The organism is Tautonia rosea, from assembly GCF_012958305.1.
Taxonomy (GTDB): domain Bacteria; phylum Planctomycetota; class Planctomycetia; order Isosphaerales; family Isosphaeraceae; genus Tautonia; species Tautonia rosea.
Genome location: NZ_JABBYO010000008.1, coordinates 276,783 through 294,123, shown reverse-complemented (window position 1 = coordinate 294,123; position 17,341 = coordinate 276,783). Strand labels below are relative to the sequence as shown.

16 protein-coding genes are annotated in these 17,341 nt (G+C 65.5%); 13 read left to right on the top strand and 3 right to left on the bottom strand.

Features of this window, described 5'->3' with window-relative positions:
• Positions 1-225: 225 nt before the first annotated feature.
• From HG800_RS16215 to HG800_RS16185, 7 genes are all read left to right on the top strand, one after another.
• Complete coding sequence (locus HG800_RS16215; protein ID WP_169977669.1) at positions 226-966, top strand: MotA/TolQ/ExbB proton channel family protein; 741 nt, start codon at positions 226-228, stop codon at positions 964-966.
• 38 nt (positions 967-1,004) lie between these two features.
• Positions 1,005-1,466: an ExbD/TolR family protein gene (locus HG800_RS16210; protein ID WP_235963724.1), complete on the top strand. Its 462-nt coding sequence runs from the start codon at positions 1,005-1,007 to the stop codon at positions 1,464-1,466.
• Entirely contained in the window at positions 1,466-2,839 is a 1,374-nt protein-coding gene (locus tag HG800_RS16205) for an ExbD/TolR family protein (RefSeq protein WP_315852050.1), read from the top strand. The genes HG800_RS16210 and HG800_RS16205 overlap by 1 nt, the downstream gene beginning before the upstream one ends.
• 159 nt (positions 2,840-2,998) lie before the next feature.
• Entirely contained in the window at positions 2,999-4,900 is a 1,902-nt protein-coding gene (locus tag HG800_RS16200; protein WP_169977668.1) for an alkyl hydroperoxide reductase, read from the top strand.
• On the top strand, positions 4,897-5,547 hold the full coding sequence (locus HG800_RS16195; RefSeq protein ID WP_169977667.1) for a TetR/AcrR family transcriptional regulator: 651 nt from the start codon (positions 4,897-4,899) through the stop codon (positions 5,545-5,547). The genes HG800_RS16200 and HG800_RS16195 overlap by 4 nt, the downstream gene beginning before the upstream one ends.
• 156 nt (positions 5,548-5,703) lie before the next feature.
• Entirely contained in the window at positions 5,704-6,069 is a 366-nt protein-coding gene (locus tag HG800_RS16190; protein ID WP_169977666.1) for a hypothetical protein, read from the top strand.
• Positions 6,070-6,105: 36 nt separating this feature from the next.
• Positions 6,106-6,723, top strand: coding sequence for a macro domain-containing protein (locus HG800_RS16185; protein ID WP_206352303.1), 618 nt, complete (start codon positions 6,106-6,108; stop codon positions 6,721-6,723).
• A 130-nt stretch (positions 6,724-6,853) separates the two neighbouring features.
• Here HG800_RS16185 and HG800_RS16180 read toward each other — a convergent pair whose 3' ends face one another.
• Positions 6,854-8,968, bottom strand: coding sequence for a hypothetical protein (locus HG800_RS16180; protein WP_169977665.1), 2,115 nt, complete (start codon positions 8,966-8,968; stop codon positions 6,854-6,856).
• Between the two features lie 491 nt (positions 8,969-9,459).
• On the opposite strand from HG800_RS16180, the gene HG800_RS16175 reads away from it, so the two are divergent.
• The 6 genes from HG800_RS16175 (at position 9,460) to HG800_RS16150 (ending at position 15,132) form a co-directional block, all read left to right on the top strand.
• Complete coding sequence (locus tag HG800_RS16175; protein ID WP_169977664.1) at positions 9,460-9,741, top strand: hypothetical protein; 282 nt, start codon at positions 9,460-9,462, stop codon at positions 9,739-9,741.
• Between the two features lie 234 nt (positions 9,742-9,975).
• Positions 9,976-10,317, top strand: a complete 342-nt coding sequence (locus HG800_RS16170; protein WP_169977663.1) for a helix-turn-helix domain-containing protein — start codon at positions 9,976-9,978, stop codon at positions 10,315-10,317.
• 200 nt (positions 10,318-10,517) lie between these two features.
• Positions 10,518-11,639: a DNA polymerase III subunit beta gene (dnaN, locus tag HG800_RS16165; protein WP_169977662.1), complete on the top strand. Its 1,122-nt coding sequence runs from the start codon at positions 10,518-10,520 to the stop codon at positions 11,637-11,639.
• A gap of 80 nt (positions 11,640-11,719) precedes the next feature.
• Positions 11,720-12,061, top strand: coding sequence for a DUF721 domain-containing protein (locus HG800_RS16160; RefSeq protein WP_169977661.1), 342 nt, complete (start codon positions 11,720-11,722; stop codon positions 12,059-12,061).
• Positions 12,062-12,175: 114 nt separating this feature from the next.
• Entirely contained in the window at positions 12,176-14,800 is a 2,625-nt protein-coding gene (gyrB, locus tag HG800_RS16155) for a DNA topoisomerase (ATP-hydrolyzing) subunit B (protein WP_169977660.1), read from the top strand.
• Positions 14,801-14,895: 95 nt separating this feature from the next.
• Complete coding sequence (locus HG800_RS16150; protein WP_169977659.1) at positions 14,896-15,132, top strand: hypothetical protein; 237 nt, start codon at positions 14,896-14,898, stop codon at positions 15,130-15,132.
• A 31-nt stretch (positions 15,133-15,163) separates the two neighbouring features.
• Here the strand turns inward: HG800_RS16150 and HG800_RS16145 are convergent, their stop codons facing one another.
• Positions 15,164-16,114 (bottom strand): ADP-ribosylglycohydrolase family protein, encoded by a 951-nt coding sequence (locus tag HG800_RS16145; protein ID WP_169977658.1) that lies wholly within the window; start codon positions 16,112-16,114, stop codon positions 15,164-15,166.
• A 231-nt stretch (positions 16,115-16,345) separates the two neighbouring features.
• A complete protein-coding gene (locus HG800_RS16140) occupies positions 16,346-17,158 on the bottom strand; it encodes an XDD4 family exosortase-dependent surface protein (RefSeq protein ID WP_169977657.1) in 813 nt (270 codons plus the stop codon).
• Between the last annotated feature and the right edge of the window lie 183 nt (positions 17,159-17,341).

The window sequence follows — 17,341 nt, the reverse complement described above, 5'->3', positions numbered from 1 at the left end:
AGATCATTGTGGCGCGCATCTCAGCCCGAAGCAAGGCATCGCCCACCGGGGTCTTGCGGCTCTGCACGCTCGAATGAACAATACAACGCCAGCTCGACCGTGTTCGCCCCTGGAAATCGACCGACGAATTCCTGTTCGGCGCGCTGCGAACCGTCCTGAGAGCCGACTGGACCGATTCGTTCCGATTGGATTCGAGCCGAGCCGTCTGCCGACCTGAGGCCGTGCATGCTTGATCTCTCGCTGCTCCTGAAGCTCATCGGTTACTCGATCTACGTGGCGCAGGCCCTGCTTGCGGTCTGGGGCACGTACAATGCGGTCATGGTCTACCGAGGGATCGGCAAGCGGACCTTGCCCGATGATCGGGCCAACCAGTTGCTCGAACAGGTCGGCACCCTGGTTGCCAAGACCGGCGAAACGAAGGAAGCAATCGACGTGTGCAATCGGCCCCCGTTCTGGCATACGACGTTGGCGCAACTGGTCGCCGTTGGCCTTCAGAATCTTCACAAGGGGCTGGCCAAGATCAAGTTGCTTCTGGTCATGGAATTTCACACCCAGATCATCTCGTCGATGGAGAACCGCCTGGCCTCGGTGGTCACGGCCGCGAAGCTGGCGCCGTTGCTGGGCCTCTTGGGCACGGTCATCGGTATGATCGGGGCTTTCGGGAATGTCGGGGCAGGGGAACGGGCGACCGATCCCGGCAGCCAGCTGGCCGCTTCGATTGCCCTGGGCCTCTGGACGACGGCCGTGGGCCTGATCATCGCCTCGCCGCTGATGCTGCTGGCCAACGACCTTCAGGGCCGATTGCGGAAGCTCCGCGACCGGACCGAGCGACAGCTTCAAGGGTTCCTCGAATTCCTGGAGGTCGAAGACGCCCGACGCGCCGCCGATCGCCGATCGTCGTCGGCATCGGCCTCGGCTGGTCAGCGGCCCGGTTCCGGAACCGTTCGGGCCACCGCACCGCGTTGATCTGAAGCAACACGGTTCCCTCGAACGACCTCCGACGCTTGCACGCCCCAAGGGCCGCCATTGCCATGCTCTTGCAACGCCAGGTTCGTGCTCCTCTGGAAAGCGCCGTCGACCTGACCCCGATGGTCGACGTGGTGTTTCAGCTCTTGATCTTCCTGATGCTGACCTATCGGGCCTCGGCCCAGGCCGAGATCGAGTTGCCGCCGGCGGTCTACGGCACGGGGGTCGAGGAAACGGAGGCCACCACGCTGACCTTGCTTCCGTTGCCTGGTGGGGCGGTTGCCGTCTTCAACGGCATGTCCACCGACCCGAACGACCGGCTCGACTCTCCCGACGCCATCCGAGAAGCCGTCGCCGAAGGGGTCCGCCAGGGCCGTCGCCGCGTCGTCCTTCAGGCCGACGGCGCCGTGCCTCACGGCGAGGTCCTCCGCGTCGGCTCGACCGTCGCCGAGGTCGAGGGCATCATCCTTCACCTGGGAGTCGAGGACGAGGGGCAGTAGTGGGCAGGAGGCAGAAAGAAGCCGGAGATCGGCAACTGCCCTCTGTCGTCTGCCCCCCCTGTCTTTCTGTCTTCTCCCTTCTGCCTCCTGCCTCCTGCGAACCAATGGCCAACTGGGATATTTTCCACACGGATCGCCTGGAAGCCGAGCGAAGCCTCAGCACCGAGGCCGTGCGCGAGGCGGTTGTGTCGGGGGCGATCAAGGCCGACGACCTTGTTCGACCGGCGGGGTCGAGTGGTTCGTGGGCACGGATCGGTGATACTCCGCAGCTCTTGCCCTCTTATGGAGCGGAGGAACCAGCTTCGACCCGCGATGAGGTGCCGAAGACGCCGGCCCGTCCCGCTCCTCCCCCTCCTGTTGATGGGACCGACGGACCGGCCCCGGCGGTGTCTCAGTCCCGTCCGACGCCGGGGTCTCCTCCGCCTGATTCGGCCTCCAGGGCGTCTCGGCCCGACGACCGGGAGCCGATCCTCGACGCCGACCTGGTCGAGGAAGGCGAGGTCGAGGCGGTTGAGCCTGAGAAGGTTCGCGAGGAACTTGAACCTCTTCCGTTTGACGCCGACGACTCGGCCTTCGACTTCGACGACTCGATCCCCGCCCCTCCGCTTGCCAAGACTGAGGAAACGGAGGAGGAACGGACCGTCGAACTCCCCCCTCGATCCTCGAAGCCGACGCGCCCCGCGACCGCTCTCCCGGGGCCTCCCACGGCCCCGATCCCGGCCGCGTTGGAAGGTCCGTCAAACGCTGTCAGCGAGCGCGATGCCGAGCACGAGGCCGAGGGGGATGCTGGTGCCGCGTTCGACTCCGGAGCGATCCCCACGCCCGGCCTCGCCGACCGCCGCGCAGCCCCGATTGTCGAAACCTCGTCCGAAACCCTCACCAGTGCCGAGCTGTTCGGCCTGTTCGACCCGCTCGACGAGGACGAGGAGGCCGCTGCCTTCACCCTCGCCGCCGAGCCTCGGGACGAGCCCGAGGAAATCGACCTGACGGCCATGGTCGACGTCGCCTTTCAGCTCGTTTTGTTCTTCCTCGTCACCGCCACGACCCTCTACTTCAAAACCCTCGAAATCCCGACCCCCGACCCTGAAGATCCCGACGCCGTCGCCCAGCAAATGCGGACGCTCGATGAGCTGCTCGACGAGTACATCCTCGTCGAGATCGACCCCCAGGGACGTATCTCGATCGACCGCGAACCGATCGACCTCGCCAACCTCACCGACCGCCTCCGCCAGGCCCGCGCCGACACCCTGCGCACCGGGATGCTCCTGATGGCCGACTTCACCACCCCCCATCGCAATGCCGTCAGTGCCATCGACTCGGCCAACGCGCTCGGCCTGCAGATCGCCATCGCCAGGCCCTCCCCGCCCCAGTAGCCGAGTCGGGTGTGTTGCGCCCTTGAAGACCCACCTTGCCCGTTCAACGAGCGATCGACCGGAGAAAATCCGCTTCAGACGAAACCTAACGAGCGCTAGTTCGGTAATTCTCGGAGAACCGCCATCCTGGTGGGGACCACTTTGCAGGGAGAATCGGACATGCGGAACCTCGTGGCGATTATGGGTCTGTTGGGGATCGGGAGTGTCGGCGCGTCGGGCTTTGTGACGGCGGCCGAGCCGGAGGCGGGGCAGCTCGGCGAGATGCCTTCGCTGTCCGTGGTTCTGGCGGATCTGGGCGGGACGCTCCATGACCTGGGACAGAATGATGAGGGGAGGGTCCGGGCGTTCGTCTTCCTGTCGACCGAGTGTCCGATCTCGAATGGTTCGATCAGGACGCTCAATGCGCTGGGCGAGACGCTGAAGGAGTCGACCGTCGGGGTCGATCTGTTCGGGGTTGTCTTCGATCCGTACGTGACCCGGGCCGAAATCGCTCGGCATTTCCGGCAGTTCGAGGCGGCGATTCCGATCCTCGTGGATGCGTCGGGGTTGCTGTTCGAGGCGTTGAGGCCCACGCACGTCCCCGAAGCGTTCGTGCTGAATCGCGACGGCCGGCTGATCTATCGAGGGGCAATCGACAACGCCTGGGAAGCCCTCGGGCGGCGTCGCATCCAGGCCGAGGAGGCCTATCTGGCCGAGGCGATCGAGGCAGCCAGCGTGGGGCGGGCCGTCTCGATTCCCGAGACCGAGCCAGTCGGCTGTCTGATCGAGCTGCCGCCAGCGGACGAAGCATCGAGCCGAGTGACCTACACCCGAGACATCGCGCCGATCCTCCAGGCACGCTGCCTGAACTGCCACCGCGAAGGGCAGGCAGCCCCGTTCGCGCTGGGCACGTATGAGCAGGCCGCCCGGAGGGCTCGTCAGATCGTCCGGGTGACGCAGGACCGGATCATGCCCCCCTGGATCCCCGGCTCGGGTCCTGAGCGGTTCGTCGGTGATCGCCGGCTGACCGATCGTGAGCTGGATTTGCTGGTCGCCTGGGCTGAAGGGGGCCGGACCAGGGGAGATGAGGCCGACTTGCCCCCTGCGCCGTCGTTCGCCGAAGGCTGGCTCCTCGGCCAGCCCGACCTGATCGTACGGATGCCCGAGCCGTTCACGGTTCCGGCCGATGGCCCCGACCTGTTTCAGAACTTCGTGATCCCCCTGGATCTCGACGAGGACAGGCTCGTGGCGGCCATCGAGTTTCATCCCGGCAACCCTCGGGTGGCCCACCACGCGGTCCTGTTCCTGGATGAGAGCGGGACCGCCCGTGCGCTGGACCGGGCCAGCCCGGGGCCGGGGTATCCGAATTTCGGAGGGCCGGGATTCTTCCCGTCGGGAGCACTCGGGGGATGGTCCGTCGGCAACACGCCCCGGATGCTCCCCAACGGCATGGGGCGCTACCTCAAACGCGGCTCCGATCTGGTCGTGCAAATGCACTACCACCCCACGGGCAAGCAGGAGACGGACCAGTCGGAAATCGGCCTGTTCTTTGTCCCGAAACCGGCTCGCGAGGCGCTCAAGGAGCCGGCAAAGCTTGTCGGAAGTATCTGGCTCGCCGATTATGAGATCGACCTCCCCGCCGGCGTGAACCACGTCGAGCGATCGGCGTCGTACACCCTGCCCCGAGACGTGATCCTGGTCGGCGTCGTGCCCCATATGCACCTGCTCGGCAAGGCCATGACCGTGACCGCAACCCTACCCGGTGGCCAGGAAAAAACCCTGATCGACATCGAACGCTGGAACTACAACTGGCAAGACGAATACTATTACGAACGACCCTTTCCCTTGCCCGCCGGAACGCGTCTGGAAGTCCGGGCCGCCTTCGACAATTCGGCCGAGAACCCCTCGAACCCGAGCCGTCCTCCCCGGCGCGTCACCTGGGGAGACGGGACGAATGACGAGATGCTGTTCTGCTTCTTCCTGATCGCCGCCGAGCGGACCGAGGATGTGATTCACGTGATCCTCGACAACCTCGGGCACGACGCCCGACAACCGCGCCTCGCGCTGGAGCCAAGGCCGTGACGACGCTCGACACGGTCCGTCCTCCGACCAACGCCACCGAGGAACGCTTGCTCGACGCCGCGCTGACCCTCTTCGCCCAGAAAGGTTACGAGGCTACCAGTGTTCGTGAAATCATCAACGCCGTGGGCGTGACCGCTCCGGTTCTCTACTACTACTGTTCCGGGAAAGACGATCTGTTCAAACGGCTCGTTCGGTGGAAACATGACCAGGCGTATCAAGAACTCGGCCAAATCCTGGGCAGCATCGAGGGCTGTGCCGATCGGCTCCGGGCCATCGCGCGGGGGTCGTTCCGTTTCTGTCTGGCGGATCTCCGCGTCCCTCGATTGATGTTTCAGACGAGCTTCGGCCCGTCCATCCCCGGGATTTCCGAATTCATGGACGCAATCGGTGCCCTGCGGTTCGAGATCGTCCGCCAGGTCATGCTCGACGGCCTCGATCAGAAGGCCTTACGAGGCGGAGACGCCGGCGCACTGGCCTTGATGTTCTGCTCAATTCTGGACACGCATCTTCATCTCTTGACCCGAATCCCCGATGCTCGGGATCGCCTGCGCCTGGAACTGGCCGATGAACTGGTCAACGCGTTCCTTTACGGGATCGGCATGGGCCGTCGAGGGCGTGTGGCCTTGCCTCCGTTCTCGCTCGGTTGAATCAAGCCGCCCGCCCGGCCCGCGCCGCCCCATCCGATTGACGCGGGGACGTGGTCTCGGGTATGTCGAGTCGTCGAAGACACACCGTTGCCCGAGATGGTGTGTCTTCGAGGATTCGACGTACTTCATGAAATTTGATAGCATGAAACTTCTTTGGTGGAATTTATTGTGCCCACCGATCGCTGGGAAGACATTGACGCCTTCTACGAGGAATTGATTGAGGACTACGGCTGGCGTCAGGAGCCGATGCGAGCCTTCGCCTCCTGGCTCGCGTCAGGCCCCTATGGCCAGGTGCTTGTGCCGAGTACCTCGCACGAAGCCCTCGGCCTATCGACGGTTTCCGCGTTTGAGGACCGGCTCAAGCGGCCGATGGTCTTCGTCCTCTACGACGGCCACCGGCGCCGCTTCCTCGTTCGATACCTCGGCCCCGATCTTCAGGAACTCCGCCGCGAATCGGTCGACGCGCCCGATGCCCCCGAGGTCTTCGCCCGCATCCTCGACTGGCTTGGTCTGCCCCGCTGAGGCGCCGCGCCGGTCGATCACAAAGGAGGTCCCCCTGTGTCGCTTCGAGAACTCTGGCTGGTCCATCCGGACGAGGCGATGTGCGAGGCGTTTCGAGCGCGCTTCGAGGGGTTGCCCGGCGTGCGGATCATTGCGGGACGGTTCGAAGATCTGGGGCCGCACGATGCTTTTGTGACGGCGGGCAACGCCTTCGGGATCATGACCGCGGGGATCGACGCGGCGGTCGTCCGACGGCTCGGCGAAGGGCTGATGCTCCGGGTCCAGCAACGGATTTTGGACGAATACCACGGCGAGCAGCCGGTCGGCACCGCATTCGTCGAGCCGACCGGATCGCCCGAGATCCCGTTCCTCGTACACGCCCCGACCATGCGGGTGCCGGGCAGCATCGAGGGGACCGACAAGGTCTACTGCGCCTCCTGGGCGGCCTTGCTGGCGATCCAGGCCCACAACCGATCGGGCGGTCCACCGATCGAGGTCGCCGCCTTCCCCGCCCTGGGGACTGGCTTCGGCGGCGTCTCGTTCTCCGAGGCGGCCCGGCAGATGGCCGCCGCCTATCGGCATCTTCTCGATCCGCCGCACCGGCTCGACTGGGAATTCGTGGCCGATCGGCAGCGCTCGATCTGTTACGACGGCCGACGCCAGGTGGCCCGCTAGAGCGGTTTCCGCTTGAGCGTACATGCTCGCCGGGACATGGGAGACAGGCACCTCGAAGACTCGGAGCCAGTCCCCATGTTCCTGACCCTCCACTGGCAACTGGAAACCGCTCTGATCCTGCCGGATCGCGTTAGAACCGAAGCGTCAGGACCGCGTCCGGCCCCGGCTGGCCGTCTCGGTTGCCGTCCAGGGGGTTGCCGGCCAGGTCGGTCAGGGCGTTGGGACCGAGGCCGGGAATCACCAGCCGCCAGCCGGGAGCCGGCATGATCCCCGATCGGAGCTGCAAGCGAAGCCGCAACCGGCTCACGTCGAAGGTGGCCGAGGTGAACGGAGAGGCGACCGGAACGAAGTCGGCCCCCTGGGGGCGGAGCAAGACGTATCGCGAGACGTCTCGCGCGCCGACCAGATCAATCCCCTCATCGAAGTCGACCGAGAGGATCAGGTTGCCGATCCCGGTCGAGGCGATCCGGGCGTCGAGGACCTGCGGCGGCCTTGAGTCGGGAGGCAAGGGGGGGAGGACGACCCGGTAGCCGTAGGCATCGACCAGAAGTTGCAGGTTCAAGGCCGTCGGGTACGCTCGGGTGCCGACGAAGGCATCGGCCGTGAGCAAGTCGTAGGCGTGCTCAATCGGGTCGAGGTGGTCCACCGCGGTGTTGAAGACGGCCCGGACGCCGGTCGGCCCTTGATAGAGCATCCTTCCGCCAGGCATCGGGGACAGTCCGGCCGCCAGTCGGTTGCTGAAGTCGATGCCAAAGCCCAGCGCATGGCCGATCTCGTGCACGACCGTCGAGAGCAGGTCGAATTGATCGGAAGGGCCGCCGACCAGGAACGTCGACGTGGCGGCCCTCGCGAATTCAAGGTCGTCGGCCGGGGTCGGATCGACGTACCAGCCCCGGCCGCCGCCGTCGGCGTCGAGCTGGATCGTCGCCTCGAACGGCCCGCTCGCGTCGAATCGGACGGTGGCCAGGCCGAGGGTGTCTCCCATGTCGAGCGTTGAGAAGGCCCCGCCCTGGAAGGTGATCCGCATCGTGTTGTCGGGCCGTTGGATGTCGAGGATCAAGGCTTCCCAGATCGCGATGGCGCGGTCGATCACCTGACGCTCGGCGGCCGAGAATCGATCGGTCGCCGTTCCCCGGTTCACCCAGTCGATCTGGAACGGCGGTCGGCCGGGGCCGGGGCCGGGGGGAGGGCTGATCGGCTTCAGGGGCATCGCCGGAGGGGGGATCGGGATGCTCTGTGCCGTGCCCAGCACGACTCCAAACGCCCCCGAGCCACTCGACGGCAAGACCGCGAACCGGCTAAACCCCTCGACCGGGCTGAACCCATAGACGGCGATGTCGGTGATGCCGTCCCCCTCCGCATCCAGTGGCACCGGCTGATCGTCGAACCCGCCGAAGGGGACGGATCGGCCCGAGGTCCCCTCTGACGGCAGGATCGCGAACCGCCGGAATCCCTCGACCGGGCTGAACCCGGCCACCGCCAGATCGGCCCGACCGTCGCCCGAGTAGTCGCCGATGGCCGGCAGGTCGTCGAGCCCGCCGAACGGTCGCACGATCAATCCCGTCGGATGCTCGGCGCTCGGGCCGCCGGACAGCACGATCTGAAACCGGCTGTAGCCGTCGTTGCCGCTCGGGCCGTACACGCCGAGGTCGTCACGGCCGTCGCCGTCGAAGTCACCGACGACCGGGACGTCGCCCGCCGATCCGATCGGCCGCATGATCACGCCGTTCGGGTGTCGGTCGCTCGGCCCACCGGAGAGCAGGACGGCGAAGCGGTAGTTTCCGTCGTTGGGGCTGAAGCCGAAGACGGCGAAGTCGGTGATGCCGTCGCCGTCGAAATCCCCCGCAACCGGCCGATCCGCCGCCCCTCCAAACCCCTGGAGAAACGCCGATCCGCCGCCCGAGGGCAAGATCGCGAACCGGCTGAACCCATCAACCGGGCTGAATCCGAACACCCCCAGATCGGCCCGGCCATCGCCGTTGTAGTCTCCTACCACTGGTCGATCCGCCGCCCCACCGAACGGCTGCTGCAGCCACGGTCCGCTGGATTGCTCGACCGTGAACGTCCCGTATCCCTGGCTCGGGCTGAACGTGTAGACGGCAAAGTCCGATCGCCCGTCGCCGTCCACATCCGCCGGCACCATTGCCGACAACAGCACCCGGTCGTCCAGCCCCTCAACGCCCAACCGGGCTTCCCCCGTCCGTTTCCGGAGCTTCCGAGTCCGTCGTGCAGGGGGAAACATCATCAAGCACCCATCTCCGGAGAAGCTCCCTCAAGTTTCAACCATTCTTCCCCTCCGTCAACCTCCCCCGCAACCCCTGTTGCCGAATCGCCTCCTTCAATCCACACAACCGTCCCGACCCTCGGCTGTCCAGGGTACACCATCGGATTCTGGCACCGGAGACGGGGGGAGGGGACCTCGCGCAGAGTCGCAGAGCAAAGAGTGAGCAGGGCGTTGGACAAAGACCTCATTTCTCCTCTGCGACTCTGCGCGAGGGTTCTTCTCCAGGTTTCCAGAAACCCCTGGCGCGCCCAATCTCCCAGCCCGCCTTGAGGCCGGTTGAGTTTTTTGATATTCTTCCATTACTTGAGAACCGCACCCTTGATCGAGAAGGATCGCCGCGGCATCGCGGGTCGGATCAACAGGTCGCGGGATGACGGATCCTCAAGAGAAGGGAAGCCAGGCTGCGCGGAAGCGGCCGGGCAAGGACCCGAAGTCCAGGGCGGGGCTTCTCCATGAAATTAATTATTTCTTCCTTTAATTATAAAGGAAAGACAGGCTTTCGTCGTGAAAACGACGCTGCCTCGAACATTATTGTTACCGGGCAGCCTGATTCTTCAACCGACCTGCCCGAATTCAGTTTCCCAATTAGCCAAAACCAGACGCTCGAAGTTGCTCAAGTATTCGGGATAGCATACATTAATGCGACCCAGGAGGCTGGAGCGTCAGACATGACGTTCGATCACTTCGCGAACTTCTTGGAAGCCGCAATCAAACGGCAACCTCGGGTCGGCTAATCCGATCACCAATAGCCCGCATTCGGGGGTGGCTGGGGTCGTGTCGACCCCAGTCACTGGAAGGATCGCCATCCGGGCCGACTGGGGTCGACACGACCCCAGCTACCCCTTCTGATTTGCCTGCGACAGACCTCAAGGAATCTTCATCGATCTCCCTCGGCGAGTGCATTGAGGTGCTGCACGGCTTCAACCTAATCAAACATCGCTACGCCGAGACAACCTCGCTGTCCCGCCATGAGCACGAAGCATCATCCCCGTGAGATCGCCTTCGAGGAAGGCTCCGGCAACGTCTTTGCCGACCTCGGCTTCGACAACGCCGAGGAACGGTTCGCCCACGCGAGGCTCGGGGCCTGTGTCACGCAAATCCTGACCGAATCGGGACGGTCGCCGTCCGAGATCGGCTCGCTTCTTCAGCTTGCCCCGAGCGAGGTCGAGCACCTGCTCGACGGCCATTTCAGCCGGTTCTCGACCGACGCCTTGCTCGCCTTCCTCAAACGGCTCGACCGCAAGGTCACGATCCGGATCACGCCGCACCACCCCGGAGAGCCGTACCACGACATCGCCCTTGGCCCTTGACCGGCCGTCAGCCCGCCTTGAGGCCGGTTAAGTTGTTTGGTATCATCGAGTTCTTCGGAATACTGCCTCCTGGGCCAAGCGAACGCGTCGCGGCGGCGAGGGTCGCATCGACGGGTCGGGGGGTGATAGATTCCAGAAGGGAAGCCGGGTCGCGCGGAAGCGGCCGGGCAAGGACCCGAAGTCCAGGGCGGGGCGTCTCCATGAAATTGCTGTGCGACCGCGAGCAGTTGCTCGCCGCGTTCGGGGCCGTCGGCGGCGTGGTGCCGGCCCGGAGTCCCAAGCCGATCCTTCAGAACCTCAAGCTCGACGCCTCGCCGAACCAGGGGTCAACCCTGATGGCGACCGACCTGGAAGTCGGCATCCGCTTGAAGGTTCTGGGCGTGAAGGTCGATCAGCCCGGCTCGGTGATCCTTCCCCTGCAGAAGATGGGGCAGATTCTCCGCGCCAGTACCGGAGACGACGAGCTGGCCCTTGAGGTCGAGGGGGAAACCCTGGTCGTCCGCGGCCACCGCTCCGAGTTCAAGCTCCCGGCCGAGGACCCGAGCCTCTTTCCCGACCCGCCCGACTTCCACGCCGAGACCGGCTACCGGATCTCCCCGGCCGATCTCCGACGCGCCATCCGACGCACCAGCTTCGCCACCGACCCCGACAGCACCCGATACGCCCTGGCCGGCGTCTTGATGGAGCCGGGGCCGGAGTCGATCACGATGGTCGGCACCGACGGCCGCCGGATGGCCCGCCAGATCATCCCCTGCGAGCCGGAAGGCAACGCCGAACCCCCGAACCAGGCCCCGGTCGTCCCGGTCAAGGCCCTTCGCCTCATTGAGCGCAACCTCGACGACGACGAGCCCGCCCGGATCGCCGTGCAGGACGGCACGGCCGTGCTCGTCCGGACCGGCCGCGCCGTCATCTACAGCCGACTCGTCGAGGGCCGCTTCCCGAACTACAAGGCCGTCATGCCCAGCAGCTACGAGTGCCGGATTCCGTTCACCGAGGTCGACCCCTTGCTCTCGGCCGTCGAGCAGGCGGCGATCGTCACCAGCAAGGAAAGCCGCGGCGTCGACTTCCAGTTCGGCGACGGCCTGCTCAAACTCGCCAGCCAGACGGCCGACATCGGCGAGTCGCATGTCGAGCTGCCGATTACCTACGACGGCAAGGACGTGGCCATCACCTTCGACGCCACCTACCTGATCGAAGCCCTCAAGACCCTCGACCCCTCGCAGCCGATCGCCGCCGAGCTGATCGACCACAAAAGCGCTGCCGTGTTCAAGACCGAAGACCAGTATACTTATGTTGTCATGCCCTTGAACCGCGACCGCTAACGATCGGTGCTGCGGGGCCAAGGACGAGGCGGGCGGAGCGTGCCCCATCCGCTTGCCAAATGCGGGTTTGAGACGTTACAATGAAAAAGCGTACACATCGAGGCAGCCCCGAGGGAGGTGGAGGTCCGACCCCCCTTTCCGAGACGCTCGGCTCGCTGTTCGCGGCCCGAGGATACGCCCGGACCCGGGCCCTGAGCGAGCTGGAGGCCGCCTGGGAATCGGCAGTCGGACCGGACCTCGTCGCCCGGACCCGCCTCGGCAGCGTCCGCCACGGGGTCCTGAGCGTCACGGTCGCCCACCCGACGCTCCTGGAGGAACTCGCCGCGTTCCGCAAACCGTCCATCCTCGCCACCTTGCGGCGCGAGGCTCCCGGGACCCCGGTCCTCGACATCCGCTTCCGGGTCGGTCCCGTCGAATCGTGACCGCGCTCGTTCGCCCGGCGATCGACGACGCGTTCGAACCGGACCGAACCGCACCGACCTGAACCCCGCCTTGCCTGTTGCTTGCTTGCTTTTCCGCCTTTTTGAGGTTTGGTGATGGCCCTCAACTCCGACGGCTCGATCGAGACTCCCGAGGCCCCGACCACTCCCCCGGGGCCGGACGGCGACGGCTCCCAGGCGCTCGGCTACACCGAGGAGAATATCCGGGTCCTCGAAGGGATCGAGGCCATCCGCAAGCGCCCCGGCATGTACATTGGTGACACCACCACCCGGGGGCTCCACCACCTGATCTACGAGGTCGTCGATAACTCGATCGACGAGGCGATGGCCGGCCACTGTCGCGCCATCGACGTGACGATCCACGCCGACGGCTCGGCCTCGATCGCCGACGATGGCCGAGGCATCCCGGTCAAGGACCACCCGAACTACCCCGGCGTCAGCACCCTCGAAATCGTCCTGACGAAGCCCCACGCCGGCGGCAAGTTCGACCACGCCACCTACAAGGTCTCCGGCGGTTTGCACGGCGTCGGCATCACCGTCGTCAACGCCTTGAGCGAACACCTTGAAGCCGAGGTCCACCGCGACGGCAAGGTCTGGCGGCACGAGTACAATCGGGGCGAGGCCCAGGGGCCGATTCGGGCGACCGGCGCCACCAAGCGCACCGGGACCCGCATCCAGTTCCTGCCCGATGCCGAGATCTTCCCCGACATCGAGTTCGACTACGACACCCTCGAAAAACGCTTCCGAGAACTCTCGTTCCTCAACCCCGGCGTCCGCATTCGCCTGACCGACGAACGGGGCGACGAGCCGAAGCAGGACGAGTTCTACAGCGAGGGCGGCCTGGCCGAGTTCGTCTCGCACCTCAACCGCGCTCAGAACCCCTTGCACGAGCCGGCCGTTTTGACCGGCCGCGACGACGAGCGCGCCGTCGAGGTCGAGGTCGCCCTGCAGTACAACGACAGCTTCTCCGAAACCGTCGTCACCTACTGCAACAACATCCACACGATCGAGGGCGGCACCCACCTGACCGGCTTCCGCGCCGCCTTGACCCGGACGATGAACGCGTACCTGAAGGCCAACGCCCCCGCCAGCCAGAAAGGGCGCAAGGACCTGACCATCTCCGGCGACGACTTCCGCGAAGGCCTGACTGCCGTCGTCTCGGTCCGCGTGCCCGACCCCCAGTTCGAGGGGCAGACGAAGACGAAGCTCGGCAACGGCGAGGTCGAGGGGATCGTCGCCAAGGCCGTCAACGACTCCCTGGCCGCCTACCTCGAACAGAACCCGAGCGCCGCCAAGAAGCTCGTCGCCAAGGCCGTCCTTGCCGCCGAGGCCCGCGAGGCCACTCGCAAGGCCCGAGAACTGGTCCGCAACCGCAAAGGGGTGCTCACCGGCGGCGGTCTGCCCGGCAAGCTGATGGACTGCACCAGCCACGACCGGGATCACTCCGAGCTGTTCCTCGTCGAGGGCGACAGTGCCGGCGGCACGGCTGAAGGGGGCCGCGACCGCCAGTTTCAGGCCATCCTGCCGCTTCGGGGCAAGATCCTCAACGTCGAGCGTGCGAGGCTCGACAAGGTCCTCGGCAACGAGGAGGTCCGCAACATCATCACCGCCGTCGGCGGCGGCATCGGCGAGGAAGAGGCCACCGACAAGCGCCGCTACGGCAAGATCGTGATGATGTCCGACGCCGACGTGGACGGCTCGCACATCCGCACCCTCCTGATGACCTTCTTCTACCGCCAGATGCCCCGCCTGGTGGCCGAGGGGCACCTGTACGTCGCACAACCGCCCTTGTATTTGATCACCTCTCGAAAAGAACGGCGCTACGTGCAGACCGAGGCCGAGATGCACGCCATTCTCATGGGCAACGGCCTGCACGACGCCACCCTCCGCCGCGTCGGTCCCGGCTCAGACACTGCCCCCCTGACCGCCGACGGCGACAAGCTCCGCGCCCTGGTCGAGATTGCCGCCGGTCTGGATAACGCCCTGCGCGCCTTCGGCCGCCGCAACCTCCCCATCGGCGAGTTCCTGGGCCGCGCCCACCCCGAAACCGGCCTGCTCCCCTTGTTCCTCGTCCGGCAGCTCGAAGCCGATGACATCTACCTCTCCTCGGCCGAGGAGCTGGAACGCTTCACCCGAGAGCACGCCCCCGAGTCGCTCGACACCGCCCCTGTCGTCGACACCGATCTTCCCTCCGCCGTTGCGGACGACGACGCGGCCGAAGCTCCCGAAGCGTCGCCCGAGGCTGAGGCCGACGCCGGCAGCACCCCGTCCTCCGTCGATCAGGTCCCGTTCCGGATCATCGAGCTGAGCGAGGTCCGCTCGCTCAATAAGTGGCTCGCCCGGCTCCGCGACGAGTTCGCGCTGGGGACCGACGTCCTCCTTCCCGTCGAGGTCACCGGCGACGAGCCCCCCCCGCGCTTCATCCTCGACCGCGAAGGGGACGAGCACCCCTTGCTCGACCTCCGGGAACTTGTTCCCACCGTTCGAAAGCTCGGCGAGCGCGGCCTGAAGATCACCCGCTTCAAGGGGCTCGGCGAGATGGACGCCGAACAGCTCTGGGAGACGACCATGGACCCGAGCCGCCGCACCTTGCTTCAGGTCCGCCTCGACGACGCCGCCGCCGCCAACGACCTGTTCACCACCCTCATGGGAGACGACGTCGAGCCCCGCCGCGAGTTCATTGAGAAGCACGCGCTTGAGGTCAAGAACCTCGACGTTTGACGCGGACCCGTTTGCACCGGCCCGTCCGGTTCGATGACGCACCGGGCCGCACCTGCGCGGCTCTGGTGCCTCGGCTCCTCGGAGGTTGCACCACTGTGACGCGGCGTCTGCTGGCCGTCGGACTGCTCGTTGCCGTGGCGGGCTTTGCCTACGATCTCATCTTCGCGGGAATTCCGTACCCGGATCCGACCCCGGAGATGGCGGCCCGATACCGCTTTCATTCCCGGATTGCCTCGGCACTCGAACTGTCCGGTGCGGCGGTCTTCCTGGTCGGTGTGCTGTTTCTCTCGGTCATTGCGTTGCGAGTAGCCTGGCGGAGGACATTCTCCTGAACGCTTCCCTTGGGCAATCTGAGACGCTCACTCACCCTTCCCAGCGCTTCCTTAACCGCTCCAGGAGCGGCTCGTACAGCTCCTTCCCCCGCAGCGCCTGCCGCCAACGATCGGGAATCGCCCCGATCCCGTCCCTCAAGCCCGCCAGCCCTCCGGCCACGCAGGCCGTCGTATCGGTATCATGGCCAAGCGCGATGGCGGATTTGACCACGCCTTCATACGAAGGTTCGTCCATCGCCAGACGGCTCGACCGCAGGCAATCGACCACGTAGCCGGTCCCCTTGCCCGAGGGGGGCTCGTCGGGCCGGATGGCCCCTTCGAGTTCGAGCATCAGGAGCGACTCGTAATCGCAGAGGGTCCGCATGGTCCGCACCGCCTCGCGCCAGGGGTCGGCCGCGCCGTCGAGGATCCGCCGCGCCCAGAGGCAATACAGCGCACAGCATGCCTGTGATTTCATGTGACCATGCGTCACTTTCGACTGCTCGCACGCCAGGTCGATCAGCTCCACATCCGTCCCTTGATGCCAGAGCGCCAGCGGCAAGACGCGCATCAACGAGCCGTTGCCGTTGTCCCGCTCGCCATGCGGCCCGGCCATCGCCGCCGGAATCCCCTCGCGAAGGTTCTGCAGGGCCCGGCTCGTGGTGATGCCGATGTCGAACACCATGCCACCCACGGCCATGAAGCCATGCTCATACCAATCGAGCAGCTTGCGCCCCAGATCCTCCAGATCCAGGTGCCCGCAGTCGAGCAACGACGCCAGGAGACAGAGCGCCTGCGCCCCGTCGTCCGACCACGTCCCCGGCGGCACCCCCGCATGAGCCCTCCGAAAGCCTTCGGGCGGCTCCATCTCGATCGCCTCGATCGGTGGCAACTCCCCCGGCGCGTGGAACTCGTACGGCACCCCGAGCGCATCGCCCACCAGAAGGCCGATCAGCCCCCCTTCCAACCGATCACGCAGGCCCGGCGGCGTTCTGGTTTCCATGGCAACCCTACTTCGATCAAGCCGTGGTTTCTCGCGACACCCTCGCGAGCTCGTCGAACCACCCTATCACTTTAGGTCGGTCGTTTGCGTTCTTCGCTTGTGTTCCGATCATCGCCAAACAACGCAGACCCGCTCGCGAGGAAAACGACAATGCCCCACCACCAGCAAGCCGGCAGTGAGGCATCGAGGAGTGTCGGTCGCGTTCGGAAGCGAGCGGTCAGGGTTGGCCCATCAGACGGTGGTGGCCGTCGATCGGCGGCGCCGGATCACCTGAGCCGCACCGATCGTCGCCACGCAGCCGAGAGCCATTGCCAGGGTCGAGGGCTCGGGAACCGCGTTCACGCCTTCGGACCCCTCCTCGTCGTCGTCGTCAGGCGGCTGAAGGATTCCAAAAAAGCTCGGATCAGAAAGAGAGGTCCCGTACTGGAATTTCACGCTCTGAATGTGGGAGAGACTGAACCCACTCCCCACCGTGATCGTGAACGTCAGGGTATCCCTGACCAGCGGAGTTTCATTGACGGCCTTGTTGCCGTTGCCTGAGTTGTACCCGGCGTTGATCACGCCGAAGTTGAAGCCTCCCTTGCCTTCTCCGGTATTGACGATATCGCCGTTGAAGATTCCGAACCCGGCGGTTCCGAGGCCGTCGGACGGCTTGAGCTGCCAGCCCCCGAGCGTCCCGGTGAAGTCCTTCTTTGAGCCGTCGACCGCGAGGTTCGGGTTGGCCGGCCCGGAATAGTTCACCAGTTCCGAGGCATACGCCGTCAGCAGGTTAAAGGGATTCGGCGTCGGGTTGATGTCGACCATCAGCGCCGTCAGCACACTGCTCGGCACCGTCTGAGAGGTGCCGTAGGTCTGAGACGACGTGTTTTTCAGAACAATTGAGAGCGTCGAGCCGCTCAGTGTGAACTCGGCCGAGGCGGCGAGTTCATGATTCGCCGAGACATTCGTGCCCGAGCCCACATACAGGCCCGCCTGACACCGCTCGGAGGCTATTGTGAGCATCACCAGGGCACCCCACAGGGCACCTCGTCCGCGCAAAACCATCGAAGAGACTCCCCAAACGGAGACGTCACCGTGCGTCATTGCAATCGTCGCCGTCGTGGCGATCTTGCGCTCGTTCCTATTCACTCGAAGCGTCTGAGAAGCGCCGGACAACGCAAGCCCTCGCGTCAGTCCGACAACTCCGATCAAAAGGTCACCCTACTCAGGCTCAGCCACCCTCGAACC